The sequence below is a fragment of the uncultured Vibrio sp. genome, from assembly GCF_947488985.1.
Classification (GTDB): domain Bacteria; phylum Pseudomonadota; class Gammaproteobacteria; order Enterobacterales; family Vibrionaceae; genus Vibrio.
This window is the reverse complement of the sequence record NZ_CANLBV010000203.1, coordinates 1-1729: the sequence shown is the minus strand read 5'-3', so window position 1 is coordinate 1729 and position 1729 is coordinate 1. Positions and strand designations below refer to the sequence as shown.

Annotated in this window: 2 protein-coding genes and 1 pseudogene; 1 reads left to right on the top strand and 2 read right to left on the bottom strand. The window is 42.9% G+C overall.

The genetic code is table 11. The annotated features are described in order from the left end of the window. Window positions 1-296 precede the first annotated feature (296 nt). Window positions 297-590 carry a trp operon repressor gene (gene trpR / locus Q1A70_RS19785; protein ID WP_299695708.1) on the top strand — a complete coding sequence of 98 codons (294 nt, stop codon included), beginning with the start codon at window positions 297-299 and terminating at the stop codon, window positions 588-590. 113 nt (window positions 591-703) lie between these two features. Here trpR and yjjX read toward each other — a convergent pair whose 3' ends face one another. Then, the gene (gene yjjX, locus Q1A70_RS19780; RefSeq protein ID WP_299695706.1) at window positions 704-1225 is read right to left on the bottom strand and encodes an inosine/xanthosine triphosphatase; all 522 of its coding nucleotides are present in this window, start codon (window positions 1223-1225) and stop codon (window positions 704-706) included. After that, a pseudogene (locus Q1A70_RS19775) lies at window positions 1182-1487 on the bottom strand (EAL domain-containing protein); the annotation flags it as partial. The gene yjjX and the pseudogene Q1A70_RS19775, both read right to left, overlap by 44 nt. Window positions 1488-1729: the final 242 nt, after the last annotated feature.

The following is a 1729-nucleotide window of genomic DNA, read 5'->3' as shown; positions in this document are numbered from 1 at the left end:
ATCGCTGGCATTCATGTTGATGTGGCTACCTATGTATTGTTGAACACGGAATGTACAGCAAAGATCAACACGCCCTAGTCGTAGTCAATAACGGCTCATTCTAGTTCGTTAACAAGCTGCATAACATTGCGAGACTTTGGTTACCAATGAATACGATTAAAGGCAGTGAGTGCCAACCATTTCCACTTGCTGCCTTTTTGCATTGGATCAAAGCCAGTGTTTCGGTATAAAGTGGTCAACGCTTTCAATCGTTAAGCGGCTACTTCAAGCCAAAATTTAAAAGTAAGTGTAGATATATGGCATCACAACCTGAATATGATAATTGGCAACAACTAATGGACTTGGTTAAAACAGCGGTTGGCAAAGATCAGCACGAGCTGTTATTGACCATGTTGATGACATCAGATGAACGCGATTCTTTGGTTGCTAGAGTGAATATTCTTTGTGAACTCATGAAAGGGGATATGTCACAAAGGCAGGTGAGCCAAATGCTCGGAGTGGGTGTCGCAACCATTACGCGAGGCTCCAACGAATTAAAGGCTAAGTCTGAACAAGAGAAAGTTGCAATTGCTGATTTGTTGCTTAAGTAACCATGCAAATGCAGTGACTGCAAATTATTCCATAAAAAACGCTAACCACTCGTTAGCGTTTTTTTATCACGCCGACTCGTCTATCGTGGCGGCCTTGTACCCTATAACCAAGACTAGGCTGGAAAGTGCTCAGGGTTCATAAAGGGGATCAGCGCGAGAATTAAAGCCTGATGATATACCGAGCTGCGAGACAACTGGTTGTGCGTCAGTAGACCAATCGCACCGCCTCTCTGTTTTATGTTCTCTGTCCCGAAGACTTCATCCATTACATCACCTAACTCATTTGCATATTGGAGCTTGGCAAGCACAGCAGGTGGCAACATCAGACTTGCGGAGCGAGACTCGCCACGTTGACCATTGGCTTCAATGACCATCCAAGCAAACGTCACATTTCCTTCAATACCTGCTTCTAGCCCAACATAAAAGTCTGCATTGGGCTGAGCTTGGGCGGCGTTGCTAACGCGATTAATGGCACCTTGATAAGTTTCATCATTACTCATCGGTTGGTCAGCGACGCCACTCGGGACGTTAATGTATGTGAAGTCAAACTCTGAATCAGGAAAAGCAGATAAGAATGCACTTTTAACGGCGTTAATTTTCGCTGGGTTCAGCGATGCGATGACTACGGATTTCATTGATTGGATTCTTTTTGTTGTCGATTAATTTGAGCTGATATTGTTGGTGCCATGTACTCAGATCTTCTAAAGGCATGGGTTTACCAAAGTAATAGCCTTGCAGCATATCGCACTGTGCTTGTTGTAACCATAGGTGCATGTCTTGGTTTTCGATGCCTTCAGCGGTGACTTTCTTACCTTGAGCATGGCATAACTCGATAATCGGTTTCACAACGTTTTGGTTGCCTGTCTCAATCAAGGTATCTAAAAAGGCTTTGTCTAAATCTCGTGAATAGTCGGCAAGTTGATTTTGAAACTGCTTTTCTGAGTTGAATAAATGACATAGTTAGAAGCGGCGGTGCTGAGCAGTATAATTGGGGTTATCAGTAGTAATATTTTCGTACTAAGCTTCATAGTTAATGGTAACACCACTTATATAATGAGCACCTAATACCAATCTAAGTAAAAATATGATCTAATTGAGGCTGTTACTTCTTCGTGAAAAAAGACGCTATGGACAGCCTC

Coding starts and splice junctions, on each gene's coding strand:
- trpR (WP_299695708.1), top strand. CDS start 297: ATGGCATCACAACCTGAATATGATAATTGGCAACAACTAATGGACTTG.
- yjjX (WP_299695706.1), bottom strand. CDS start 1,225: ATGAAATCCGTAGTCATCGCATCGCTGAACCCAGCGAAAATTAACGCC.